This window comes from Brevibacterium sp. FAM 27836, assembly GCF_051351055.1.
Taxonomy (GTDB): Bacteria; Actinomycetota; Actinomycetes; order Actinomycetales; family Brevibacteriaceae; genus Brevibacterium.
In genome coordinates this window covers 231,683-249,971 of the sequence record NZ_CP195711.1, presented here as the reverse complement: position 1 = coordinate 249,971, position 18,289 = coordinate 231,683, and the positions used below count along the sequence as shown (strand labels likewise).

Annotated in this window: 18 protein-coding genes; 11 read left to right on the top strand and 7 right to left on the bottom strand. The window is 63.1% G+C overall.

Annotation, left to right across the window (positions count from 1 at the left end):
• Nucleotides 1-46 precede the first annotated feature (46 nt).
• Nucleotides 47-1,060, top strand: coding sequence for a FecCD family ABC transporter permease (locus tag ACSE4D_RS01170; RefSeq protein ID WP_436327149.1), 1,014 nt, complete (start codon nt 47-49; stop codon nt 1,058-1,060).
• Nucleotides 1,057-1,878, top strand: a complete 822-nt coding sequence (locus ACSE4D_RS01165) for an ABC transporter ATP-binding protein (RefSeq protein WP_425119447.1) — start codon at nt 1,057-1,059, stop codon at nt 1,876-1,878. Before ACSE4D_RS01170 ends, ACSE4D_RS01165 begins: the two co-directional genes overlap by 4 nt.
• A gap of 79 nt (nt 1,879-1,957) precedes the next feature.
• Here the strand turns inward: ACSE4D_RS01165 and ACSE4D_RS01160 are convergent, their stop codons facing one another.
• The 3 genes from ACSE4D_RS01160 to ACSE4D_RS01150 are packed head-to-tail and all read right to left on the bottom strand — an operon-like array spanning nt 1,958 to nt 3,759.
• Nucleotides 1,958-2,962 carry a DUF808 domain-containing protein gene (locus ACSE4D_RS01160; protein ID WP_436326487.1) on the bottom strand — a complete coding sequence of 335 codons (1,005 nt, stop codon included), beginning with the start codon at nt 2,960-2,962 and terminating at the stop codon, nt 1,958-1,960.
• Nucleotides 2,963-3,283 (bottom strand): META domain-containing protein, encoded by a 321-nt coding sequence (locus ACSE4D_RS01155; RefSeq protein WP_436326486.1) that lies wholly within the window; start codon nt 3,281-3,283, stop codon nt 2,963-2,965.
• Nucleotides 3,280-3,759, bottom strand: a complete 480-nt coding sequence (locus tag ACSE4D_RS01150) for an META domain-containing protein (RefSeq protein WP_436326485.1) — start codon at nt 3,757-3,759, stop codon at nt 3,280-3,282. The genes ACSE4D_RS01155 and ACSE4D_RS01150 overlap by 4 nt, the downstream gene beginning before the upstream one ends.
• Nucleotides 3,760-4,003: 244 nt before the next feature.
• On the opposite strand from ACSE4D_RS01150, the gene ACSE4D_RS01145 reads away from it, so the two are divergent.
• The 7 genes from ACSE4D_RS01145 to tpx all read left to right on the top strand — a co-directional run bounded on the left by ACSE4D_RS01145 (nt 4,004) and on the right by tpx (nt 12,165).
• Nucleotides 4,004-5,926 (top strand): S1 family peptidase, encoded by a 1,923-nt coding sequence (locus ACSE4D_RS01145; RefSeq protein ID WP_436326484.1) that lies wholly within the window; start codon nt 4,004-4,006, stop codon nt 5,924-5,926.
• A 264-nt stretch (nt 5,927-6,190) separates the two neighbouring features.
• Complete coding sequence (locus tag ACSE4D_RS01140) at nt 6,191-8,374, top strand: trypsin-like serine protease (protein ID WP_436326483.1); 2,184 nt, start codon at nt 6,191-6,193, stop codon at nt 8,372-8,374.
• Between the two features lie 223 nt (nt 8,375-8,597).
• Entirely contained in the window at nt 8,598-9,416 is an 819-nt protein-coding gene (locus ACSE4D_RS01135; RefSeq protein WP_436326482.1) for a thioesterase family protein, read from the top strand.
• Between the two features lie 107 nt (nt 9,417-9,523).
• Nucleotides 9,524-9,895, top strand: a complete 372-nt coding sequence (locus tag ACSE4D_RS01130) for a VOC family protein (protein WP_135538327.1) — start codon at nt 9,524-9,526, stop codon at nt 9,893-9,895.
• Nucleotides 9,896-9,972: 77 nt separating this feature from the next.
• Nucleotides 9,973-10,491: a DinB family protein gene (locus ACSE4D_RS01125; protein ID WP_436326481.1), complete on the top strand. Its 519-nt coding sequence runs from the start codon at nt 9,973-9,975 to the stop codon at nt 10,489-10,491.
• Nucleotides 10,492-10,534: 43 nt separating this feature from the next.
• Nucleotides 10,535-11,542, top strand: a complete 1,008-nt coding sequence (locus ACSE4D_RS01120; protein ID WP_436326480.1) for a DUF368 domain-containing protein — start codon at nt 10,535-10,537, stop codon at nt 11,540-11,542.
• Nucleotides 11,543-11,664: 122 nt separating this feature from the next.
• Nucleotides 11,665-12,165: a thiol peroxidase gene (tpx, locus tag ACSE4D_RS01115; RefSeq protein WP_436326479.1), complete on the top strand. Its 501-nt coding sequence runs from the start codon at nt 11,665-11,667 to the stop codon at nt 12,163-12,165.
• Between the two features lie 112 nt (nt 12,166-12,277).
• Here the strand turns inward: tpx and ACSE4D_RS01110 are convergent, their stop codons facing one another.
• Nucleotides 12,278-12,994: a PIG-L deacetylase family protein gene (locus ACSE4D_RS01110; RefSeq protein ID WP_436326478.1), complete on the bottom strand. Its 717-nt coding sequence runs from the start codon at nt 12,992-12,994 to the stop codon at nt 12,278-12,280.
• 110 nt (nt 12,995-13,104) lie between these two features.
• Between ACSE4D_RS01110 and ACSE4D_RS01105 the strand changes: the two genes are divergently transcribed.
• A complete protein-coding gene (locus ACSE4D_RS01105; protein WP_436326477.1) occupies nt 13,105-13,773 on the top strand; it encodes a hypothetical protein in 669 nt (222 codons plus the stop codon).
• Nucleotides 13,774-13,779: 6 nt separating this feature from the next.
• Here the strand turns inward: ACSE4D_RS01105 and ACSE4D_RS01100 are convergent, their stop codons facing one another.
• Nucleotides 13,780-15,057 (bottom strand): oleate hydratase, encoded by a 1,278-nt coding sequence (locus tag ACSE4D_RS01100; protein WP_436326476.1) that lies wholly within the window; start codon nt 15,055-15,057, stop codon nt 13,780-13,782.
• Between the two features lie 98 nt (nt 15,058-15,155).
• Between ACSE4D_RS01100 and ACSE4D_RS01095 the strand changes: the two genes are divergently transcribed.
• A complete protein-coding gene (locus ACSE4D_RS01095) occupies nt 15,156-16,661 on the top strand; it encodes a DHA2 family efflux MFS transporter permease subunit (RefSeq protein ID WP_436326475.1) in 1,506 nt (501 codons plus the stop codon).
• 59 nt (nt 16,662-16,720) lie between these two features.
• On the opposite strand, the gene ACSE4D_RS01090 is transcribed toward ACSE4D_RS01095, so the two are convergent.
• The gene (locus ACSE4D_RS01090) at nt 16,721-17,074 is read right to left on the bottom strand and encodes a hypothetical protein (RefSeq protein ID WP_436326474.1); all 354 of its coding nucleotides are present in this window, start codon (nt 17,072-17,074) and stop codon (nt 16,721-16,723) included.
• A 497-nt stretch (nt 17,075-17,571) separates the two neighbouring features.
• Entirely contained in the window at nt 17,572-18,216 is a 645-nt protein-coding gene (locus tag ACSE4D_RS01085; RefSeq protein WP_436326473.1) for an IMS domain-containing protein, read from the bottom strand.
• Nucleotides 18,217-18,289 lie beyond the last annotated feature (73 nt).

Below are 18,289 nucleotides of genomic sequence, written 5' to 3'. Positions count from 1 at the left end.
ACGCCCGAGCACTCTGCCTGGAGAGAAGATCGACTTCGGCCGCCCGATGCTGCGGATCTTCGGATTCCGCATCGACATGCGGGTTGTCATCACTGCAGGCATCCTCACTCTGCTCGCACTGGCCTGCGGTTTTGCCGGTCTCATGCTCGGCAAGTTCTCCCTCACCCCGGCCGAGGTGTTCCAAGGTCTGTTCGGCGTGGCGGAGAAGCGCATCGTCAACACCGTGGTCGGGGAGTGGCGGGCTCCGCGGATCATCGCCGGCATCGTTCTCGGCGCCGGGCTCGGCGTCTCCGGTGCGGTCTTCCAGTCGCTGACGCGCAATCCGCTGGGTTCCCCGGACATCATCGGCTTCTCCACCGGTGCCTACACCGGCGGTATCGTCACTATCATCGTCTTCGGCTCGAGCTTCGTGTCCACGGCCGCCGGGGCGATCCTCGGCGGGCTCCTCACCGCTGCGATCGTCTACCTGCTCACGTGGAAGGGCGGTGTGCAGGGGTTCCGCCTCATCATCGTCGGCATCGCTCTGACCGCAATGCTCAACGCCTTCAACACCTGGCTGATCCTCCGCGCCGACCTCGACCTCGCAATGGCCGCCGCCACGTGGGGCGCGGGTACGCTCAACGGCATGGGCTGGCCGACGATCGTCCCGGCCGCCGTTGCCACGATCGTCCTCGGCTTGGCCTGTGCTCTCTTCGCCCGAGACCTGGGCACGCTGGAACTCGGCGATGACACTGCGAAGGCGCTGGGCGTGCGCAACGAACCGGTGCGTGCCGTCCTCATCGTCATCGCGGTCGCACTCGTCGCTGTGGTCACCGCTGCGGCCGGCCCGATCGCCTTCGTCGCATTGGCCGCCCCGCAGATCGGACGACGGATCGCCCGGGCGCAGGGCACCAGCCTGCTCACTTCTGCGGCCGTCGGTGCTCTGCTGCTCGTGGGCGCTGACCTCATCGCCCAGCACGCATTCGGTGACATCCAGCTGCCTGTCGGTGTGATCACCGTGAGCATCGGCGGCATCTATCTCATCTGGCTCCTCATCCAAGAAGCTCGGAAGGCATCATGAGCGCTCCTCATCTCCCCGGCGATCAGTCGCCGCTGGTCGCCCAGAATCTCGATCTGGCCTACGACCACCGGCAGATCGTGACCGACCTCGATGTGAGCATTCCCGACGGGAAGTTCTCCATCATCGTCGGACCCAATGCCTGCGGAAAGTCGACTCTGCTCAGGGCCCTGGCCAGGCTGCTGCCGCCGGCCAAGGGGTCGGTGCTGCTCGACGGGCACAATATTGCGCAGATGAAGACGAAGAAGATCGCCCAGCGGTTGGGTCTGCTTCCGCAGTCGTCCATCGCCCCGGAGGGGATCACCGTCGCTGAGCTCGTCTCCCGGGGCCGTCATCCGCATCAGTCATTCCTGCGCCAGTGGACCGATGCTGATGAGGAGGCTGTGCTGTCTGCTCTGCGAGCGACGAACACGGAGATTCTGTCCTCGCGGTTGGTCGACGAGCTCTCAGGCGGTCAGCGTCAGCGTGTGTGGGTAGCGATGGTCTTGGCTCAGGAGACCTCCCTGCTGCTGCTCGACGAACCGACGACCTTCCTCGACGTCGCCTTCCAGATCGAATTGCTCGACCTGTTCTCGCAGCTGAACAACGAATACGGGCACACGCTGGTCGCCGTGCTCCACGACCTCAATCAGGCGTGCCGTTATGCCGATGAGATCATCGCGATGAAGGACGGCGCGATCGTCGCTCAGGGATCGCCGGAGCAGATCATCACCGCTGAGCTCGTCGATGAGGTCTTCGGAATCAGGTGCACCGTCATCGATGACCCGGTGACCGGTGCCCCGATGATCGTGGCCGGAATGCCGAAGAAGACCTTCGCCTGAGACTGCTCCTCCACGCCAGCGGCGGATTCCACCTGGCCCGGGGTGTCTTCGCCGGGCCAAGCGGCTTTCCATGCTGCGTTCAGGCTCTGGGAGCGGCGTGCTCTTCGCCTTCGGGGTGGTCCTCACCGTTGTTCTTCTTGTTCGCGGTGAAGAGTGCCTTGGCGCCGACGATCACCGCGACGACGATCCCGCCCCAGATTGCTCCCAAGATGAGGGAGAAGACAGTGTTGACCACCCAACCGAGGATCCCGCCGATCGCGGGAACCGCCGCGGCCGGCACCTCGAGGTGGTGGACGAATCCGTAGAGGGCATGGAAACCGAGCTCGTCGGTGCCGACGAGGATGATGTGCCCGCCGACCCAGAGCATGGCGAAGGTGCCGACGACGGAGAGCAGCGTCAGCAGCTTCGGCATGGCACTGACGAGGAAGCGACCGAACCTCTGCGGACCGGGCGAATCTTTCTTCGCCAGGTGCAGTCCGATGTCATCCATCTTCACGATGAGCGCGACGACACCGTAGACCCCCAGCGTGATCGCCAAAGCGACGATGATCAGGATGACGGCTCGGCTCGTCAGGGACTCGACGGCCACCTCATTGAGGGCGATGACCATGATTTCGCAGCTGAGCACGAAATCGGTGGTGATGGCCGAGCGGACGATCTTCTTCTCGGCGGCTGCGCCATCGGCTGGCGTGTCCGCACCGGCCGCTTCCTTCTCATGGTGGGCGATCCATCCGAGCTTCTCGAAGACCTTTTCTGCGCCTTCGAAACACAGGTATGTGCCCCCGACCATGAGGAGCGGGGTGAGAAGCCACGGCAGGAACTGACTGAGCAGCAGGATGATCGGCAGAATGATGACGATCTTGTTGACCAGTGAGCCCAACGCGATGCGTTCGATGATCGGCAGTTCGCGTTTCGGGCTCACGCCTTCGACGAATTTCGGAGTTACGGCGGCATCATCGATGACGACGCCGGCTGCTTTCGCGCCTGCTCGTGAGGCGCCGGCGGCGACATCATCGAGACTGGCGGCAGAGAGCTTGACGAGCGCGGCGACGTCGTCGAGCAGTGCGATGAGACCACCGGCCACTCATCGACCGCCGAGGGTGTAGGTGGTTCCCGTCGGTTGCCGGTGAAGATCGCCGAGGTGGTTGTCGGCTGCGTCGAAGAGCCGCAGCCGATCTCCGTCGGGGGAGACCCAGCGGGCTTTGGGGACCCACGTGATCATTCCGGGAGCGGCTTTCAGCGTCGTCAGCGAGGGCTTGATCGTGATGCCCTCAGACTCGAGCGTCCATGAGGTAGCGAGGGCATTGGCGCCATCGCTGCCGCGCAGCGTTCCGTCCTCTTGGAATTCGAGGAACGCCCTGTCGTTCTTCTCGGCAACCCAGCGGCCGATGACTTCCTGTGTCATTTCTCTTCCTTCTCCAGACCGCCGATGACCTTGCCGTTGCTGTCCTGGACCTTCATCACGGTGCCCTCGATCGTGGCCGCGGATGCCTTGCTCAGCCAGGGGTCGACACCGGCACAGGCCTTCTGCGTGGTCATGAAGGGGTCGATGGCGATCTCATCGTCCTTGACCTCCCACGTCGTGACGATCGCATTGCAGCCGTCGGAGCCTTTGAGCGAGCCGTCATCGGAGAACTCGAGGAACGGATCGCCCTTTTCCGGGGAGGTCCATTTGCCGACCGGGTCGGGTGCAGCCGCGTCATCACTCGGAGACGAAGTCTCGGTCGATTCGCTCGGCGTCGGGGAGCTCGGATCCTGAGGGTCGGTTCCCGAGTCGCAGGCGGCCAGCGGCAGGGCCAGCGCCAGTGTGGCGATGCCAAGCGCCAGTCTGGACGCCAGACGAGGTGTGGCCGGTGTGCGTAGTGAGGTGTGGTTCGACATGCCCCTGATCATAACGGCCTCGATTCGGAGCCGTCTGCAAGAACCGCTGGAGCCGGGCATCTGGCGACTTCTGTACGTTGTGTTCACTCACAACTCTCATTGTTCTTGCTATGCGTCGTGATCAAACCGTAACCTTTCACACGGTTGAAAATCTGACACCAGAGGCACGAAACATCGGTAACCGTGGATCGTGTTGAGGTACCGGACAATCGAAGCATCGACAACGATCAAGGGAATCAACAGTATGCAGAAGAAACTCGTGCAGAGTTCACTGGCACTGAGCGCCGCCGCGGCGCTCGGCCTGGGCAGCGCGTTCGTCGCGACACCCGCGATGGCCGACAGTGCCCCGCAGAAGCTTGACCTGCAGAGCGAAGCGCACGTTCAGAAGGCACTGTCCGGAATCGAAGGCGTCAACGCCTACGGTGCCGAAGACGGCGAGCTCAACATCGGCGTTGCCAAAAAGACTGACGAGATCAAGGATCTCGAAAAGCAGTACAAGAACATCAACGTCACCGAGGGCGTGAAGGAACTCAAACCCTACGCGGACAACGACCTCGTCGGTGGCGCCGGTTACCTCGTCAAGGCCGGCGAGAGCGGCGGAGCCTGCTCCACCGGCTTCTCCGGTTGGGACGGCGACGGCAAGCCCGTCGTGCTGACCGCCGGACACTGCTCGAAGATCATCAACGAGGACTCAAACGAGTTCGAAGGCGACACCACGGTCGACCAGACCGAGACGCCCTCGACCTCCGCTGCCAACGGCGGCGAAGGCTTCCAGGCCTCCGGCAACGGCGTCATCGGCAAGTGGGGTTTCGCAAACTTCGGCGGCGATCTTCTCGAAGGTGCCGACGAAGCGGAGTGGCCGGAGCCGAGTGAGTCCGACATCGACTTCGCCGTCATCAACGTCGACGAGTCGAAGTACAACGTCAAGGGCGGAATCACCGACTGGACCTCCGCTGATTCGGACGACCTGGCCAAATCGACCACCGAGATCACCAAGGTGGGCTCGCACAAGGAAGGTGCGATCAGCAAGTCGGGCCGGACCACAGGCAAGACCGAGGGCAAGGTTCTGCCCCGCGAGTCCTACGACTTTGACTACCAGAACGTCGGTGGGCGCTGGGTCCACGGCTTCGGTGTGACCGCACCGATCGACAAGCCCTTCTCGCAGCCCGGCGACTCCGGCGGAGGCGTCTACCAGGGCAACACCGCGGTCGGTGTCATCTCCGGCGGTGGAGACCTTGACGCGAACACCTCGTTCACCTGGGTCGCCGACCTCGATCACTCGCTCGAAGAGTCCGGCACGGACTTCAAGCTCGAGAAGCCGGGTGAAGAGGCCCCCGATGCTCCGAAGGCTGAGGACCAGACCATCGAGCCCGAGGCGAAGGTCACCGGTCAGGCTGAGCCGGGTGCCAAGGTCAAGGTGACCTGGGAAGCCACGGGTGAAGAAGGTGAAGAAGGCACCGGTGCCCAGGCTGAGGAGCAGGGCTCGAAGACCATTACGGCGAATAAGGAAGGCGAATTCTCCGTCGAGGGTCCGAAGGCCGAAGGTGACTACAAGTTCACTGCGACTGCGACCGTCGACGGACAGGAGTCGAAGACCACAGAGTTCGACGTGACCGTCGAGAAGGATGAGTCTGAGACCCCTGCTCCCGCCGAGCGCGAGATCAGCATCGACCCCAAGCAGATCACCGCTTCTGACTTCGTTCAGGAGAAGAAGGGTGTGACGATTACGGTCAAGGGCTTTGACGAAGGTGAGAAGGCGACCCTCAAGGTTGCTTCCGGCCCCGAGAACGTCGAAGGCATCACGCTGGATGAAACAGCTAACGAAAACGGCGCGGCTGCATTCTCGATCTACGGCACCAGCGCATCGGACCCCGAGGCCTACCTCGGCAAGTACGATGTCGAGGTCACCGGTGCCAATGACACCGAAGATGAGTCCGCACTGACCGGAACTTTCGAAGTCGTTGCCGATGAAGACGGTACCGGCGGTGGAACCGGCGGCGATGACGACGGAAACAACGACGACGGCAATGACGACGGAAACGGTGACGGCGGATCCGATCTGCCCCGCACCGGTGCTGAACTCACCGGTCTCGCGGCCGGAGCCGGTCTCCTCCTCGTCGGTGGAGCCGCAGTCGTTCTGACCATGCGTCGCAAGAACAACAACTGAGTGCAGTGATGCTGACCGCATGACGGTCCGCTGAGAACTCAGCACGAAGCCCCCGGTCGTGTGACCGGGGGCTTCGTCGATTCACTCAGACTCGAAGGGGACGTCACGGAACCGAAGGGTCCTACACCGTCTGAAGTTTCGTTCATTTAGTTCACAGTTTCGGACGTACTTTCTTGGTGGTTGCTGAGGATTGCCCGTAATCTTATCGTGACTTAGGTCATCGATTTGTAATATTGCTCCCTCAGAAAAGTGAGACAACTACTTATGCAGAAGAAACTCGTGCAGAGTTCGCTTGCGATGGCGGCGGCTGCAGCGTTGGGTCTCGGCGGCGCGTTCGTCGCGAGCCCGGCTGTTGCTGATTCAGCGAAGACGCTCAAGGTTCAAAGCGAAGCCCAGATGCAGAAGGCTCTCGATCAGTACCTCGCAGACGAGGACGGGAAGCTTCCCGAAGAGATCGGCCGTTTTGGTTTCGAAGGAAATACGCTCTACATCGGGGCGACCGAGAAGACGGACGCTGTCGAGGCTCTCGAGAACAAATATGACAACGTTGAGGTGGAAGTCGGGCCTGAGTTCGAGTCTTATGAAGCCCAGGGCCAGAAAGACCTTGTAGGCGGGGCGGGTTACATCACTAAGGCCCCCCATGGCGAAGAGGGTGCGGGCGCAGTTTGCTCGACCGGATTTGCCGGTTGGGACAGCAGTGGCAAACAAGTAGTCATTACCGCTGGTCACTGTGCCGAAGAACTTGATGAGGCTGCAAACAGCCTTGGCGAAGCGCCTCTGTGGGATATGGAACTGCCCTCGAGCGCTGAGGCAGCTGGAAGCGAGCAGTCTGCGTTGGCCGGTGTCGGTGCACCCGGCGACTGGGGTACGACTCAGTTCGGATTATTGGCAGACGAGGACGAGGAGGAGCCTCCCGCCGGTAGCGAGGCCGAAGCGATCGATATTGCGAGCATCAACGTCGCCGATGGATTCACTACTAAGGCCGAAGTGGCCACATGGAACGATCCGTCAAAGGATGATCTGTCGCTCGACACTGTTGAGGTCAGCAAGATTGGAAACCCAGTCAGGGGCGAGTCGGTTACCAAGTCGGGAAGGACGACCGGTGTCACTCACGGAACCGTCGCTCCTGCAGAGGGCGAGCTCGACTATGCGAACGTCAGTGGACACTTGGTCCACGGAATGAAGGTTCTACCCGAGAACGGTGCATTCTCTGATCACGGTGACTCGGGCGGTGCCGTTTATCAGGGCGATACTGCAGTCGGAGTGATCTCAGGCGGAAATGGTTCCTACAGCTGGGTCTCCGACCTGAAATATTCTTTGGATCAGGCTGGAATTGACTTCCAGCTGACCAAGCCCGATGAGGGCGGCGATGACGATGACAAGGCCAATGCAGGTGCTGACAAGGACGGTGGCTCCGCTGCTGAAGGTGCCGAGGCGAAGTCGGATTCCGACGCCAACGGTGATTCGGCTGCCGAGGGCAGCGACGCGAAGGCCGACACCGATGCTGACAAGGACGCCGGTTCCGCAGCCGAAGGCGATGCAAAGGCGGATGGCAAGGACGCAGACTCCTCTGCTGCCGCCGACGGCAACGATGACGAAGCTGATTCCGACGCCGACGCCGACGGCAACGAAAAGCCCGAAGCTCCTAAGGTCGGCGACCAGACCGTTGTCGAAGGCGGACAGATCACCGGTCAGGCTGCTCCGAACGCCGAGGTGAAGCTGACGTGGAAGCCCGCTGGCGCCAATGCCGGTTCTTCTGAGGTCTCCGCCCACGCCGCACCGGCTCAGGGCAGCACCACCGTCAAGACCGATGCCAACGGCAAGTTCACGACGGAAGCTCCCGCTGAAGCCGGTGACTACAACTACACAGCGGTCGTCAATGTGAACGGACAGAACTCCGCGGAAGCCGAGTTCACCGTGACCGTTGAAGCCGAAGAGGCTCCCGCTGAGCGCAAGCTGACTGTCGATCCGAAGGAGATCTCCGCTGCGGACTTCGTGAAGGAAGACAAGGGCGTGCAGATCACCGCTGAAGGCTTCGAAGAGGGCGAAAAGGTCACTCTTGAAGTTGTGGCCGGTCCGGAGAACGTCGAGGGGATCACCCTCGACGAGACCGCCAACGCGGATGGCGTCGTCGGCTTCTCGATCTATGGCACCAGCGCATCGAACCCCGAGGCCTACCTCGGTAAGTACGAGCTCGAGGTCACCGGAGCCAATGACACCGCCGATGAGTCCGCTCTGACCGGTTCGTTCCAGGTCGTTGCCGACGAAGACGGCAACGGCGGCGGAAACGACGGTGACGACAACGGCAATGACGACGGAAACGATGACGGCGGATCCGATCTGCCTCGCACCGGTGCCGAACTCACCGGTCTCGCTGCCGGAGCCGGTCTCCTCCTCGTCGGTGGAGCCGCAGTCGTTCTGACCATGCGTCGCAAGAAGAACAACTGAGACCAGCTCTGATGGTCACCTGCTGAACGTCGAGCAGAAAGTGCCCCCGACCACCTGGTCGGGGGCACTTTCACATCGGCGGACGAACGTTGGCGCTCATCACCGGACTCCTTCTCATCCGCCGCATCGGCCGCACCGTGATGGAGCTGGGCGGAAAGAAAGTTGCCGCATCCATCCCATGATTCTGGCTGGACGTTCGTTCAGTGCTTGATAGTCTTACGCTATGACCCACGACACTTCCAGCGAATTCGCCCGCGCCACCGCCGTCGAACGGAACGGCGATCACAGCTTCACCGCCGACCTCGACGCCGGGTGGAAGGTCGCTGGTGCTGTCAACGGCGGATACCTGCTCGGCGTCGCCGGACGTGCCCTGCGCGACCTCCGTCCGACAACCCCGGATCCCTTGGTGATCTCCACCTTCTACCTCGGCCCAAGCAGAGAAGGCCCCGTCGACATCACCACACGCACACTGCGCGAAGGCCGGTCAACGGCAAACTACGGCATCGAACTCTCACAGAACGGGGCGCCGACGATCGCAGCGATGGCCACAATGGGCAACCTCGGGGAGCTTCCCGACGATGTCGCCACCACCGCCACGCCGCCGCAGATGCCGCCACCGGAAGAGTGCATCAGTGTCGCCGAGGCCAGCGAAGACTTCAAGAACGCGGCACCGATCATCGATCGGTTCGATATGCGCCTGGACCCGGCGACCGCCGGATTCGCCGTGGGCAAACCGAGCGGAAGGGGCCTGCTGCAGGGCTGGATCCGACTCGTCGATGGGACTGACCCGGAACCGCTGTCGCTGCTGACTTTCCTTGATGCCTTCCCTCCGGTGATGTTCGACCTCGGCCGATTCAACTGGGCACCGACAATGGAGCTGACCGCTCATGTTCGTGCCCTGCCGGCACCAGGCTGGATCGGCGCCCGCATCTCCACGAAGAACATCGCCGGTGGCATGTTCGAAGAGGACTGCGACCTGTGGGACTCCTCCGGGCGCCTCGTCGCGCAGTCGCGCCAATTGGCACGCCAGCCGCGCGGCTGAACCGAAGATGACGCAGGATAACCGTCGATGACGAGGCCGGCGATCCGTGTCCGTGGTCGGGGCTAGAGTCGGAACCATTCTGACCCTACGGTGAAAGGACCACGCTCATGGCGTCGCTGTCATCACTGAGCATCACCTTCGACTGCCTCGATGTCGAAGCGCAATCGCTCTTCTGGGCCGAGCTCCTCGGCGCGGACCTCGACCCCGGGGCCGACGAATTCGTTGCCAGCATCGGCGGTGTGCACAATGCCGAATCACCGACACCGGGCATGCTCTTCCTCAAGGTCGACGAACGCGTCGAGGGGAAGAACCCCGTGCACATCGACCTCGATGACCCGCACTATCCGGCGGATGTCGATCGAGCGGTGGCACTGGGGGCGGAACGACTCGGATCCTTCTCCGAGTACGGAATCGAATGGACCACGCTGAAAGATCCCGAAGGAAACGTCTTCGACATCGGCCGTCGCACAGTAGACTGATGTCCCGACCTCGTGACCGACGGATGCGCCCGTCGGGAAGCGGGGGACTTGTCTGCGCATGATCAGAGAGGCTCAGCGTGACACTTCCATTGACCGACCCGAACAAGGCCCCGGCCGAACGGCAGGGACTCGAAGAGTTCCTCGACTATTTCCGGCAGGTCGTGAGGCGCAAGGCTGAAGGGTTGACTCCGGCCCAGCTCACCCATTCGGTCGCATCCTCGTCGCTGACGATCGGCGGCATCGTCCGACACCTGACACTCGTCGAAGAGTCCTGGTTCCTCGAAGTCCTCCAAGGCGGAGAACTCGGTGAACCATGGGCGAGCGTCGACTGGAAGTCCGAACCGGACTGGGACTTCGACAGTGCAGCAGGTTCGACGGCCGAGGAACTGCTGGCAACGCACGCACACGCTTGTGAGCGTTCCCGTGAGATCCTCGCCGAGGTGGACGACCTCGACGTGCTCACCGTGCGCAGCGGTCACGACGGAACGAAGTTCAACGTCCGCTGGATCCTCATCCACCTCGTCGAAGAATATGCCCGCCACGCCGGACACGCAGACCTCATCCGCGAGGACATCGACGGCCAGACGGGCGACTGAGCCCTCACCGTGCGCGGAGGTTGCATCCTCTAGGCTGGGAGCCATGACGAATACTCCGACTGCCGGCGCCGAGACCGCGCCCGATCGACCCAAAGCGCTCATCCCGCTCGACCTTGCCCGCGGTTTCCTCATCGGCAGCGCCGAACTCGTACCCGGAGTCTCCGGAGGCACGATCGCGCTCGTGACCGGAGTCTACGACCAGCTCATCGATTCCGCCTCGCACGTCGTCTCCGCGGCCAAAACCCTGGTGACCGGACCCCACCGGGTCTCCGGAGCCCTGGCCGAGCTGAGACGTACGGACTGGTTCCTCGTCATTCCGGTCCTCCTCGGTATGGCCACTGCCGTGTTCACCATCGCCGGTGTCATGGAGTCCTTCGTCTCCTCCAACCCCGAGCTGGCCCGAGGACTCTTCTTCGGCCTCGTCGCCGCCAGCATCGCCGTGCCCCTGCGGATGCTGCCGGCGCGCGGGCCACGCCAACCCATACTCCTCGGGATCCTCGCGTTCCTCGCCGCTGCAGCACTCGCGTTCTGGATGACCAGCTTGGCCGGCGGAGCCGATGTGGAGAATCCTCCGCTCATCGCTGTCTTCTTCGTCGCGTCGATCGCCATCTGCGCTCTTGTCGTCCCCGGCGTCTCGGGATCGTTCTTCCTCCTCGCCGTCGGCATGTACTCCACGACACTGCGGGCCGTCGACGCCCGCGACTTCGGATACCTCGGGATCTTCATGCTCGGCGCGATCCTCGGTCTGGCGGTCTTCGTCAACATCCTCAAATACTTCCTCCACAACCACCGATGGTGGACTCTCCTCGTCATGGCGGGACTGATGCTCGGCTCACTGCGTGCCCTGTGGCCCTGGCAGGCCGAAGCCGAAATCGGTGCCGACGGCGAAGCACATGGCGCCGGGGGACTGCTGGCCCCGGCCGACCCCGTGCTTGGCCCGGTTCTGCTCGCCGCCCTCGGCGCGATCGTCGTCGTGGTCCTCATCATCGTCGAAGCGAAGTTCGCCGACGAGAAGGCCGAAGCCGACAGTGCATCTGCCGGCTCATCTTGAGTCGCCAACCTCTTCGATGCGCGTGGCTCGCAGCCTAACGGTGAACGTCGGAACGACCATGGGCGCCTCTCACGTAGAGTGGGAGAGACAGCAGTCAGCTCTGAAGAAGGAGAGAGACAAGCATGGCCAACACAGCATTTCAGGGAACTCCGGTCAAGACCGTCGGCGATCTGCCGGCCAAGGGCGAGCAGGCACCGGCCTTCAGCCTCGTCGGTGGCGACCTCGGCGAAGTGAACTCGCAGGACAATGCGGGCAATCGCGTCGTGCTCAACATCTTCCCCAGCGTCGACACGGGAGTCTGCGCCGCCTCGGTGCGCAAATTCAACGAACTCGCGGCAGGGCTGGAGAACACCACCGTTCTCTGTGTGTCCAACGATCTCCCGTTCGCCCAGGGCCGCTTCTGCGGTGCCGAAGGCATCGAAAACGTCGTCGCGGCTTCGGGATTCCGCAGCTCCTTCGGCAAAGACTTCGGTGTGACCATGGTCGACGGTCCGCTGGCCGGTCTCCTGGCTCGATCCGTCGTCGTCCTCGACGAGAAGGGCACCGTGACCCACACGCAGCTCGTCGACGAGATCACCACCGAACCCGACTACGACGCAGCGATGGCCGCTCTGGGCGCCTGAGTCACCTCAGGTGACCCCGCCGGGCGATCGGTCGTTCGGCGAGCAGCGTGACAGCAGAACCGGGCGGGACGTCCTCCAACGTCCCGCCCGGTTCTCGTATGGGGTCCGAAGCTCACATATTGACGACCGTGACCGGAAGTGCGTAGTCGACTCCGGCAAGCTCCCCACCGGAGGCGGTGATGTCGGGAATCATGTCCTTCGGAGCCGGATGGTCGGGCAGCGCCTCGAGGTAGACCTCGTGGGCTTCGAGCGATCGCACACCCCGGTCGACATGTGCGGCTGTCAGGGCCACAGCATGGGTGGGCTCGGCACCGTTGATGAGCAGACGGTCCGCCTTCCACGCTTCAAGGCCTTCGTCCTTGAGCTCGGTGAAGATCCACGGGTTGTCGGCGTCTCGGATCCCGTCGACGGTGGCGATGCCAGCATGGCGGTGATCGACATGGTTGAGCCCCCACCGCACCTTGAGGTCGAAGGTCGTGACGACCACCGCATTGGGGCGGAACTGGCGAATCTTGCGCGCAATCGCCCGTCGGAGCTCATGATCGGGTTCGAGGAGCCCGTCGGGAAAATCGAGGATCTCCAGGTCATCGACACCGACGAGGTTGCACGCCCGCCGCTGCTCGTCGGCTCGCAGAGCGGCCACCTCCTCCGGAGACATGTTCCGGATACCGGCCTCACCGCGCGTCAGCAGCAGGTACGACACTTCCTTTCCCTCATCGGTCCATTTGGCCACGGCCGCCGAACCGCCGTATTCCATATCGTCGGGATGGGCGACCACGCACAGGATCCGGTCGACATCGCTGTCTTCGAAGAGCGGGAGTTCAGTCATGCCTCCAGGCTAGGCGGCAATAGAAGGTTCCGCCAGAGACGCGAGGTCCGGTGTCCGAAAGTGATCGTGGGTACGATATGGAGGAATCTCCGACCGACTGAAGGCAGCCGATGAAGAACAGCGTGCTCGTAACGGCGATGGTGGGGTTGGCGATGATCCTCAGCGGGTGTTCGGCACTGAAGATCAGCAGCACCGAGGAGGCCGGACCGAAACCGGCGCACGTGGGAATCGATGACGGCAAGTCCACCGCCCAGCCGAGTCCGACGAAAGCACAGATCCCCGACGGAATGACCCAGACCACCGTCGACCTCGGCAGCCAATGTCCCGTCGAGGTCAGTTTCGCCGTGGGGCCGGACTGGACGGATGAGTCCGGGTATGACGGGTACCGGCTCTTCACCAGCGGTTCGGAAGCCATCATCACGGTCGACTGCTTCGAAGACGATGAGCCATCGGCGAGCAAGCTGGTCGACAAGGCCCGGGAGCGGATGTTCAGCACCCCAGGTTCGGCCCGGGCCAGCGAAGCCGCCGGGGCACTCGACGGCGGCGAGTACTGGGTCGTTCACGGCCGGCTCGCCCCTGAGGACATGCGAGCCGTGGACAAACAGGATTCGGTGTTCTTCGGAGTCGTTGCTGGGATCTCCGTCGACGGACGACTGTTCAAAGTCAGCGTCGACATGCTCGCGCCAGCCGATGATGCGGAAGCTGCCGACGATTTCCGACAGATGCTGCCGACAGTTCACTTAGATGATCAGGAACTCCGGGCGCCCGATCTCACATGAGCTCGGTCAGCTCTCGGCGGTGTTTCCTGTCGGCTCGGGACTCGGCTCAGCGCCGGCCTCCGGGCGCGAGGAACGTGGCGATCGTTGTCGGCCGGACATCCGCTTGAGCAGCTCGCGCGCGGCGATCCTGCCGGCACGGGTGGCGCCGAGAGTGGAGCTGGCCGAACCGTAGCCGACGAGGAAGAGCCGGGGATCATCCCTGACCGCCACCTCGGTGTCCATGGCGATTCCACCTTCGGGGGTGCGCAGGTGCAAGGGGGCAAGATGTTTGAGTGCGGCGCGGAAACCGGTGTTCCAGAAGATCACGTCGATCTCCTCGACCCGGGCGGTGGCAAACGGCGCCCAGGATTCGGGAACCGCGAGGACATCGTTGGCTGATGGCCCCAGGCCGTCCGAGGTGGTCGGCGGCGGGGATTCGGTGGTCCCGGGGAAGTGCACGCCATGGGGGAGGATGCGGTCGAACATTCCGCGGGAGACGAGGACCCCGGAGTCGACACCCTCACGGAATTCGCGACGGATCGGCAGACCTGTCGTTCTCACGACGCTGGCCGGGGCCAGACCGGACAGTGTCCTTTCGCGGACGGCCCGTTCGACTTCGAGCCCCCATTGGCCGTCGAACTCTCTGGTGGTGAAATTCGGCGGACGGCGAGTCGCCCACACAGTGTCGGTGACTTCGGCGAGTTGGAGGAGGAACTGGGTGGCGGAGATGCCGCCGCCGACGACGAGAGTGCGCAGTCCGCGGAAGTCCTCGACATCACGGAAGTTCACCGTATGCAGTTGGCGGCCCTCGAAGTCGCCGATCCCCGGGACGAAGGGAACATACGGCTGGGTCCATGTCCCTGTGGCGTTGATGAGGAAATCGGTCGACAGCCGTACCCGCTGACCGTCGATGTCGGTGGTGATGTGGAGAATTCCCGCCCCGCGTTCTTCAGAGGTCACCGAGGAGACGTCGGCGGGACGGACGACGCAGAGTTCGAGTTCGCGTTCGAACTGGTCATAGTAGTCCGAGACGACTCGCGAGGCGGGCACATTCGGATTCGGCCGGCCGAGGGGGAAGCCGGGCAGGTCGGAGATGTGGTTCGTCGTGCCCAGGGTCAGGGAGTCCCAGCGCTCACGCCAGGCGCCGCCCGGTCCGTCTCCGGCGTCGAGGATGATGAAGTCTCTGCCGGGGACCAAGCCGTCGCGCCACAGGTAGTGCGCCGCCGACAGGCCGGCCTGGCCTGCGCCGATGATGACGACGGACCAGTGTGAGTCGACGAGGAGTTCGTTTATTCGGCACACCATGGCGCCATTGTTTCAGGTTCCCACGGCCATGTCGCCGGCGGCGTGCTCTGACCACCGTTCGGATTGACCAGACGGTGGAATGGGAGAAAGATGATGCGGTGAGCTCTCAACAGAACGCTGTATCGAATCCGTGGCGGGCGCTGTGGGCCCTGTGCCTCGGCTTCTTCATGATCCTCGTCGATTCGACGATCGTGTCCGTGGCCATACGCGAGATCATGGACTCCCTGGACGCGGATATCAACGCCGTCATCTGGGCCACTTCGGCGTATCTTCTCGCCTACGTCGTGCCGCTGCTCATCACCGGCCGTCTCGGGGACCGGTTCGGCCCGAAACGCGTGTATCTCGTCGGGCTTGTCGTGTTCACGGCCAGTTCGCTGTGGTGCGGACTGACGACCACGGTCGCTGCGCTCATCGTCGCACGCGTCGTGCAGGGGCTGGGCGCCTCGGCGATGACTCCGCAGACGATGGCCGTGATCACCCGCATCTTCCCACCCGACCGACGGGGTGCGGCGATGGGCATGTGGGGTGCTGTCGCCGGAGTCGCCACCCTGGTCGGCCCGATCCTCGGCGGGGTGCTCGTCGACGCCCTCGGCTGGGAATGGATCTTCTTCATCAACGTTCCGGTCGGCATCATCGCCCTGGTCATGGCGATCTGGCTGGTGCCACGGCTCGAGACGCATCCGCACCGTTTCGACTGGTTCGGCGTCGTGCTCTCTGCCGGCGGGATGTTCCTGTTGGTCTACGGGATCCAACAGGCTCACGGAGTGAACTGGGGCCCACTCATCGGGCCGGTGACCGTGCCATTCGTTCTTGCCGGCGGGGTGGTGTTCCTCATCGCCTTCGTCCTGTGGCAGAGGGCAAACCGCTCAGAGGTTCTGGTGCCGCTGTCGCTGTTCAAAGACCGCAATTTCACGATTGCTGCCATCGCGATGCTGACGGTCGGGTTCGGCGTCACGGCGATGGCGTTCCCTCTCATGTTGTGGGCGCAGACGGTGCTCGGCTACTCACCGACTCAGGCGGCGCTGCTGTTGGCGCCGATGGCGATCCTCTCCGGTGTGCTTGCCCCGTTCGTCGGCCGTCTCGTCGATCATGGGAATCCGCGACTGTTGGCCGGTATCGGACTCGGTTCGTTTTCGGTCGCTCTGTTCTGGCTTGGGGCGATCCTCGGCGCGCACACTTCTCTGTGGGAAATCATCCCGCCGGTGCTGCTGCTGGGTGTGGCCAACGGGTTCATGTGGGCACCGATCAGCTCCACGGCCACGAGGAACCTTCCGCTGCATCATGCCGGAGCCGGGTCAGGCGTGTACAACACGGTGCGGCAGGTCGGTGCGGTGCTCGGCAGCGCCGCGATCTCCGTCGCGATGGAGTCGCGGCTGGCGGCGAATATCGGTTCCTCGAGCGGCGCGGTCGGTGGCGCCGGCGCCGAGGCGGGTGCGGGTTCCGCTGAGGCCACCGGGGGAGCGTCGGCAGGAATGCCGGAAGCCATCGCCTCTGGTTTCGCTCATGCTATGGGGCAATCACTGTGGGTGCCTGCCGGGCTGGTCATCGTCGGATTCATCGCTGTCATGTTCTTCGAACGACCGAAACCGCGCGTGCACAGCTGAATCGCTGTGCCCGATGTGGTGCGGTCCCGTCGACACCGAGATGTCAGGCGGAGTCGGTGTCATCGGGCAGAGCGGGTGCAGTCAGGTCCGCGGGGATTGGTGTAGCAGTCCTCGTCGACGAGGTAGCGGTGGTACCGGTAGACATCGATGCCGATGTCGTTGCTGGCGACGTGGGCGAATCCGTCGATTGGCAGCCAGGGACCTCCGTCGACGGAGAATTCTCCGCTGAATGTTGCCGTCATCGACACCGCGACCTTCCCTGACTTCTGGAATTCGTGTCCGATCTGGGGGCTGTTTCCGGGCAGCGGTTTCGCCCCCTTCGCGAAGGTGGTCGTACCAGTGCCGTCACCGAAATCCCAGTTGTACCGCTCCGGGATGACCTTCACCGTGACAGCGTAGGTCAGCAGAGTCATGTCGATGTAGCTGACTTCGGTGTCGGTCCAGAAGGCCGCGGGTTTGCCGACGACGGCCCAATCCTTCGGCCATGCATAGATCGTCGGAGCAGGAATGTCGAAGTTCTGGAACTGCGACTCGGGGATCCGAGTCGGCGGTTCGGGCCGAGCCGGAGCACCGCCACCACCGGAGCCTCCACCGCCGGGGCCGGGTTCGATGACACAGAGATGGCCGACTACTTCAGTCGGGCAGTCTGGGAGTGCAGCGCCGCCTCCACCACTGCCGCCGCCGGATCCGCCTCCTGAGTCACCGCCAGCTGAACCGCCGCCACCTGAGCCGCCACCTCCTGAACCTCCGCCGGAGCCGCCCCCTGGGGGTGGCGCCGGTGCCGGAGGTTTGACGACACTGCAATCTCGGGCGGCCATAGACCCGCAACTGGGACTAGATGAGAACGCCATCTGGACATTGCTAAAGACTGACAGGAGGGTAAGAACCGCCAACAATACAAACGCGCTTCTCAAACGGACGCGCATTGTTTACTCCGCAAGTATTGGTTTGCGACCTTCCACTTTTCATCAGTGTGAGTGATTTCATACTGCATAGTGAGGCCTTTTGGCGAGGACGATGGGAGCGGCTCGCCGTCAGGTACAACACTCCATTCTGAATCTTTTGTGCAGAACAAGACAGATACCTTTTGATCGGCAGGGGCTGAATCGATTTCAACGCTTTCGATCTGTACGTCGTACGCTCTGTATTCGCCAGCCATATAGGTATTAGTAGACCGCATCTCGTGCGCCTCTGAATTGATGGATTTGAGCGACCCGTCCCGCGCAAATGTTTCGGTATGTTGTGAATCTTTCCCGCCCGAGGAGAACACGCGGTTGATCGTTTCGATGTAGCCAGCAAAAGCCACCAGTGCGCCGTCGACAGCTTCCTTCTCTTCCTCCGATAGGTCGAGGTCAGTCTCGTATTTGGGGACCTCCACCTCGGCGGTGCCATCTGTCGAACTATCATCAGGCTGCTCTTCAGACAGAGTCGACGTCGGCACAGCCACGGGGGAGCTGCCGGCGCACCCCGCCAGAGACAGCAGGCTCAATGCGGCAAAAAGAGCAACGAACAGCAGAGCAGGACGACGATGCGGTCGGGTCGTTCCAGTTCTCATTCCACGCCTCTGTGGTCTGCAACTGTGGCGCGGCCCCTTCGGCCGACACCCGGAACCCCTACATTATTCGACG